Below are 7225 nucleotides of genomic sequence, written 5' to 3' on the forward strand. Positions count from 1 at the left end.
ACACGATAGGTTCAAGTCAGAAACTAGTTCTGGGGGACGTACAACCGATGACACTGCAGACCAGCTTCACCGAAGCCGACTGGGAGGCGCTTGCGCTCGAACAGCTCGGTGACGAAAACTGGCGACCCCTGCACGGGGATGCGATCGCACCGGGCACCGGTGAGCGCGGGTCCTGGGACGAGCTGCTCATCCGGCCGCGGTTGCTCGCCGCGCTGCGCCGGCTGAACCCCGGCGTGCCGGGCCAGTACCTGCAGCAGGCCTTGGCGGAGATCATCGCCCCCGCATCCCAGGATGCGATCACCGAGAACCACCGCGTCCACAAGATGCTCGTGGAGGGGCACCGGATCTCCTACCTGGATCCCGACGGTACCGAGCAGAACCCCACGCTGCGGATCATCGGGACCGAGGAGACCGACAATGACTGGCTCGCTGTCAACCAGGTCACCCTGGTTGCGGGCGACCACCACCGGAGATTCGACCTGGTCCTGTACTGCAACGGCATGCCCGTGAGCATCATGGAGCTGAAGAAGGCCGGGTCTAGGACCGCCGACGTCGCCGCGGCGCACGCCCAGCTGCAGACCTACCTGCGCGAGTTCCCGCTGGCCTTCCGCTTCTGTGTCTTCACGTTCGCCTCCGATGGGCTGGATGCGAAGTACGGGACGCCGTTCACGCCGCTGAACCACTTCTCCCCGTGGAACGTGGACGATGACGGCGTGCCGGTCCCGCCGGGTCACAGCACCGACGGCGAGGCGGTGTTGGCGATCGAGACCGCGATTGCCGGGCTCTACAACCCCACCCGCTTCCTGCAGCTGCTGCGCTCCTACACGGCGTTTGATGCCGGAGCCGAGGGTCTGCTCAAGCGCATCGCCAAGCCGCACCAGTACTTCGCCGTGACAAAGGCGGTGGGCTCCACCATTGATGCCGTGCGCACCAACGGCAAGGCCGGCGTTGTCTGGCACACCCAGGGTTCGGGCAAGTCCATGGAAATGGAGCTCTACACCGCCGCCGTCATGCGCCACCCTGCTTTGAAGAACCCCACGGTCGTGCTGATCACCGACCGCAACGAACTGGACGGGCAGCTTTACTCCGGCTTCGCCCGCTCCCAGCTCCTGCCCGACACGCCGAAGCAGATCCGCCGCCGTACCGAACTGCGCTCCGAGCTCTCCGGCAGGGTCACCGGCGGCATCTACTTCACCACGCTGCAGAAGTTCGGCCGGACCAAGGACGAGAAGGATTCGGGCACCGAGCACCCGCTGCTGAGCGACCGGAAGAACATCATCGTCATCGTCGACGAGGCTCACCGCAGCCACTACGACGACCTCGACGGCTACGCCCGGCACCTGCGCGACGCCCTGCCCAACGCCACGCTCATCGCGTTCACCGGCACCCCGATCTCCTTCGAGGACCGCAACACCCGCGACGTGTTCGGTCCCTACATCGACGTCTACGACCTCTCACGCGCCGTCGAGGACGGCGCAACGGTGCCAGTGTACTTCGAACCGCGCCTGATCAAGGTGCAGCTCGTCGACAGCCTCACCCAGGAGGACCTGGACGCCGCGGCGGACGAGGCGACCGCAGGGCTCGATGACACCGAACGTGCCCGGATCGAGCAGTCGGTCGCCGTGGTCAATGCCGTCTATGGTGCACCGGACCGCTTGGCGGAACTGGCCAGGGACCTGGTCCAGCATTGGGAGACCCGCCGGGACACCGTCGCCCCGTTCATCGCCGACACCACCGGGGCGCCCACGTTCGGCAAGGCCATGATCGTCGGGGGGACGCGTGAGATCTGCGCGAACCTCTACTCGGCCATCGTGGCACTGCGCCCGGAGTGGCACTCGGATGAGTTGGACAAGGGCAAGATCAAGGTCGTGTACTCGGGCACCGCATCGGACGCACCCCCGGTGGCCGACCACGTGCGCCGCGACTCGGCCAACAACGCCATCAAGGAACGGCTCAAGGACCCCGGGGATGAGCTGGAGCTGGTGATCGTCAAGGACATGATGCTCACCGGGTTCGATGCCCCTCCCCTGCACACCCTGTACCTGGACCGCCCGCTGAAGGGCGCGCTGCTGATGCAGACGCTCGCCCGTGTGAACCGCACCTTCCGCGGCAAATCCGACGGGCTGCTGGTCGCCTACGCCCCGCTGGCCGAGAACCTGGCCAAGGCCCTGGCCGAATACACCGACACCGACCGGACGCAGAAGCCGGTCGGCAAGAACATCGATGAGGCAGTGGCCCTGGCCGTGGAACTGGTCAACAAGGCCCGCGAGCTGTTGGTCGGCTATGACTGGCGCGCGGTGCTGGGCAAGCCCGGGCCCAAGGCGTTCCTGAACGCGGTCACCGGGGCGGTGAACTACCTGCGCGCCCCCGAAACCCCGGGCAATGCCACGAGCGAGGACGGCGCCCCGCCGCTGGCGGTGCGGTACCGGCAGGTTGCCAGCCAGTTGGTCCGTGCCTGGGCGCTGTGCACGGGGTCCGGCAAGCTCGAGGAGCTGCGCTCGGAGATCCAAGTGTATGAGGAGATCCGGGTGTGGATGGGCAAGTTCGATGCCCAGGACCGGCAAGCCCGCGGCGAGCCCGTGCCGGAGGAGATCCAGCGCATGCTCGGGCAGCTGATCGCCACGGCAACGGATGCCACCGGGGAAGTCCTGGACATCTATGAGGCAGCCGGCATGCCCAAGCCTTCCCTGAGCGACCTCACCCCGGAGTTCATTGCCAAGACCCAGAAGGCGCGAAACCCGCAGCTGGCCATCGAGGCACTGCGCAAGCTCATTGCCGACGAGTCGATGCGCACGACCAAGAACAACGTGATCCGACAGCGGGCGTTTTCCGATCGCATCACCGAGCTGATGAACAAGTACACCAACCAGCAACTGACCTCCGCGGAGGTCATTGCCGAGCTCGTTGCCCTGGCCAAGGAAGTCGCCGCGGAGGCCAACCGCGGAGAACAGTTCACCCCGCCGCTGAACGAGGACGAGCTCGCTTTTTATGACGCTGTTGCGTTGAACCAGTCCGCCGTCGAGGCCCAGGGACCGGGCATGCTCGCGGAAATCGCCCGCCAGCTGGTCACCGTCATGCGCCGGGACGTCCGCACCGACTGGACGGTCCGGGAGGACGTCCGCGCCAAACTGCGTTCCTCGGTCAAGCGGCTGCTGATCCTCAACGGATACCCGCCGGACAAGCAGCCCGAGGCCATCAAGCTGGTGATCGAACAGATGGAAGCAATGGCCCAAAGGACTGCGTAGAAAAACAATCCAAGCGGCAGCTCGGGGCTAAAAAGTAGAACGTCAAGGCATCGGTATAGTTTGAGGCTTTTCAACCCGCCGTTCCTCAGGGATCGCGGCCCTGGAACTGATTGGTTTTTCGTTCCTTCGGCCCCGGAATCCTCAGAGGACAGGTGATTCAGCTAGATCGTGCTGCCGCGCGGTGCACACTCCCCTAAGGGCCAGTGTCTTGGCTATGCCACTCTTTCCGCGGGGTTAGAGTGAACAAGGGAAACCCCGTCCCCACTGAATTTGGAGGAAAATTGCAGGCTGACACTTTGGCGCTAAAGTCCGTTCTCGGTCTTGAGCGCAGATACGTCATCCCCACGTTTCAGCGGGACTACGAGTGGACCCGCGACGGACAATGGCAACTCCTCCACGAAGACCTTCTCTCGGCCGCAGAAAGACTGCTGAAAGCCAGAGACCGAGCGGATGCCCTGGGAGAACCCAGGGCCCGCGCGGACCAGAAAGTCACCCCGCATTTCCTTGGCGCAATCGTGTGCGACCAACTGCCGTCATCCACCGGAGGCGTGGATCAGCGGGCAGTTATCGACGGACAGCAGCGACTGACAACCTTGCAGCTGCTGGCCCGCGGAATCCTCGATGTCCTCCTAGAAACCGGGTCGTCGCGTGCAGCACAGGTACGCCGGCTGATCCAAAACCCCGCCGACGTAGCCATCGACCCCCTCGACCGGTTCAAACTTTGGCCCAGGCGCAAAGACCGCGAGGTATGGCCCTCCGTTGTCGCAGATGAAGTCCCGCTCGCCACCGGTCACCTCTACCACGAGGCCCGGGCCTTCTTTGCCGAGCAGACACGCATCGCAGTAAAAGCCCCACCCGAAACCGAACTGCTCGACGCGATCGTGGATGCATTCCTGGGTCTCTTCAAACTGGTCGTCATCGATCTGGAGGAAAACGACGAGGCGCAGGTAATCTTCGAAGTCCTCAACGGGCGACAAACCCCCTTGTCGGCGGCCGATCTTGTCAAGAACCTGCTCTTCCTCCGCGGCGACCTGAGCGGCGAGGCCGAACTGGACCAGCTCTACGACCGATATTGGGCCCCGTTCGATGAACCCTGGTGGAAAACCACCGTGGGCACCGGGCACGCCGCGCGAGGACGCCGCGACGTCCTGCTCTCCTCCTGGCTCACCGCCGTTTCCGGAGAAGAAGCCACCGTCGGGCACCTCTACTCCCAAGTGCGAACCTACTTGACGGACCACCCAAGAGCCACGGAATCGGTCCTTAAAGAGCTCAACGAGTACGCAACTGCGTACCTCACCGTCTACCACCCCGAACAGGCCGAATCCCTGGTCTTGACCCAGGCCTACTCGCGGATCGAGCGTATCCGCGTTCTCACCGCTGTGCCGCTGTTCTTGTGGCTCCGAACGCTGCCGGCCGAAGCCCTGACGCTTGCCGACCACGAATCCGCTGTTGCGGCCATCGAATCCTGGGTCATGCGGCGCATGATCACCGGTGCAAACACCCGTGGATACGGAACCTTCTTCGTCGAGGTCCTCAAGTCCGCACAGACCGCACGAGAGGCCGGAAACAGCGTGTCCCAAGCCGTCATCGACGCCCTGGGATCCGCCTCAACGGCTTTGGCGTGGCCGACCGATGAAGATGTTGCCGCTGCCTTCGCCACCAACAAGTTCTACAACTCCTTCACGCAGGAAAGGATCCGCTTGGTCCTGGGGGCGATCGACAAGCACCTCCAGACCGAGAATCCACGAACCGAACCGGCCGAATTCGACTACGAACGGCTGCAGATCGAGCACATCATGCCGCAGTCCTGGCAGACACACTGGCCCCTCGACGCACTTGATCCGGCACAACTGGAACTCGCCGCACAGCACCGACGCTCAACCGTTCATCGCATCGGCAACTTGACCCTCGTCACCTCTCGATTCAACCAGGGCGTTTCAAACTTCGGCTGGGACGCTAAGCGTCCCGAATTCGCCCTGCAATCCAGTCTCCAGCTCAACAAACCTGTCAGCACTTCGGATCAATGGGATGAATCCACCATCCAACTCCGTTCCCAACAACTGGCGGCCGTCGCCTGTCGTGTCTGGACGCGCGCTTTCAAGCCTGCATCCTCGGCCTAAGGGGAAGTTCCGGTCGATACGCCCGATCGCGCAACCATATTGAACTTTGGGGGGGGAACTACGGCCTGCCGATTGCTATTCGTTCGTATGCCCGATGAATGCGTTTGAGGCACATGGCCAGGACCACGAGCAGATGACTGCTGGCCGCGATGGCGATGGAAGACAATATCCGGGCAATAGTTGCAGTGCCTGGTCCCACATCTAGGGCAGGATCAGCAATCCACCCCGCTGTGCCGCAAAGAACCAGGTAGAAGACAACCAGTAGTCCCCACAGGATTGCCCATAGGCAGTTGAACATGACTTCGTCGACCAGCACTAAGTCATCTTTTGTAAGTAGTGGGTTATCTGGCAATGCGGTTCGGAGTTGAAAAAGGAACACCACGACCGCGAAAAGGAGCCCGGATACGATCGAAATCCCTGAGACTCCGTGGTCTACGCTGGTCATGCGAAATCCGAAAAACCAAGCTGCTATGCCCAGCGCTACAGGGATACCAATTTGTGTGGAGTAGTCCCATACCCAGACTTTTCCGGAACGTGCATTTCGCAGCGTGCGAAAATGGTCTCTAGGAATGCGCCATAGAGAAGTTTTCCCCACGTTTCTCCTTGAGCTGTTTGCCCCACCGCGGATCCCATTCGATCTTGCCCGTGCGTCCCGCAATTTCAGAGAGCTGTTCCACGCATTTCGCTACGATTTCACTTCTTGAGAGGGGTTCCGAACCGTCCTCGTTCAGAACCAGACGGAAGCTAGGAGCACCGCCGCCATCCAGAAGGAACTTCTTTTGTCGTTGTCCCTCAACGAGAGTGATGTATACGTCCTCGCGATCCGCCGTGGCTTCAGTCGGAAGTCCCACCACCCGCTTGGCGGCATCTTTGTCCCTAATGAGCTGGCCAATGAGATCTCGTGGGAAGAAGCCGCGACGTGGCGGCCGAGCAACATGTGAGATTACGCCGACCTGGATGTTCGGCCCATCGGCGACGTCTACCGGGCGGCCCTCGACTCGTAGTTCAACTTCTTTCAGCTTGGCGTGTTCAGCCCACGCCTCACCTTCCGAGACAGTGTGGCAGTCCATTTTTATCAAGCCAAGGTTTTCGGTCGAGTGCTTAACGAACAGCTGGCGTATGCGAGATCCGCCAGATCCTCGGCGAGACCCTTCCGACATCAGAAACGCAGAGCGGCCGCGTTCTGGAACAAGGAGCACTGTGCGGGTGATGCCGGTCGGAGCATGACGAGAGGAAAGCTGGAATTCGGTAAGTCCAGTTTCAGAATCCACCACCTCACCCGACTCGCCGCTGGTTCCTACGGAGGTTTCTACTACGAGCACACGGCTGGCGTACTTGAAAACGTTGTTGACGGTAACCCACGTATGCGTACTCGGGTCTGTAGTATCTGACTTGGTCAGACCTGCCACCCATGTGTAAAACAGTTCCAGTAGGTCATCTCCAAGGAGATCGGAGGGAGCAAATTCTCTTCCTGCTCCCTCACGTTTGCCTTTTTCCCTAAACGTTAATTCGTGAATCGTAAGTACACGCCTTGCCACTATTCCCCCTTGAGAATGAATTTTTCGGCGTTTGCCCCAAAACGACAAGATACAGCACAAGGGGGACATCGGATCTTTCGGCGACCATTTGGTGGTTTCTGGATTCTTAATCCCAGGGCTGGTCGTGGTGAATCGCCGATAACGGCACATATGAAATCGGTGGCAGTATCGGCTACGTACTTCCCATCTTTCCTGTGTCCTGTCTCAGTATTGTTGGCAAAAATCTCAATATACTTGGCAAGATACGGATTTCATGGTTTGTCTCAGTTAAGATGGCAACATGGGTGCTTTGAGATCGCTGCCGATGAACGGGACCGATTCC

4 protein-coding genes are annotated in these 7225 nt (G+C 61.2%); 2 read left to right on the forward strand and 2 right to left on the reverse strand.

The window, feature by feature from the left end:
* Positions 1-47: 47 nt before the first annotated feature.
* Together DQ353_RS16310 and DQ353_RS16315 are read left to right on the forward strand one after the other, a co-directional pair.
* Entirely contained in the window at positions 48-3245 is a 3198-nt protein-coding gene (locus tag DQ353_RS16310; RefSeq protein ID WP_113764113.1) for a type I restriction endonuclease subunit R, read from the forward strand.
* 239 nt (positions 3246-3484) lie between these two features.
* The gene (locus DQ353_RS16315) at positions 3485-5365 is read left to right on the forward strand and encodes a DUF262 domain-containing protein (protein ID WP_220094034.1); all 1881 of its coding nucleotides are present in this window, start codon (positions 3485-3487) and stop codon (positions 5363-5365) included.
* Positions 5366-5423: 58 nt separating this feature from the next.
* Here the strand turns inward: DQ353_RS16315 and DQ353_RS16320 are convergent, their stop codons facing one another.
* Together DQ353_RS16320 and DQ353_RS21380 are read right to left on the reverse strand one after the other, a co-directional pair.
* On the reverse strand, positions 5424-5960 hold the full coding sequence (locus tag DQ353_RS16320) for a hypothetical protein (protein WP_220094035.1): 537 nt from the start codon (positions 5958-5960) through the stop codon (positions 5424-5426).
* A complete protein-coding gene (locus DQ353_RS21380; RefSeq protein WP_146755284.1) occupies positions 5929-6903 on the reverse strand; it encodes a hypothetical protein in 975 nt (324 codons plus the stop codon). Before DQ353_RS21380 ends, DQ353_RS16320 begins: the two co-directional genes overlap by 32 nt.
* Positions 6904-7225 lie beyond the last annotated feature (322 nt).

The organism is Arthrobacter sp. AQ5-05 (assembly GCF_003287975.1).
Lineage (GTDB): Bacteria > Actinomycetota > Actinomycetes > Actinomycetales > Micrococcaceae > Paeniglutamicibacter.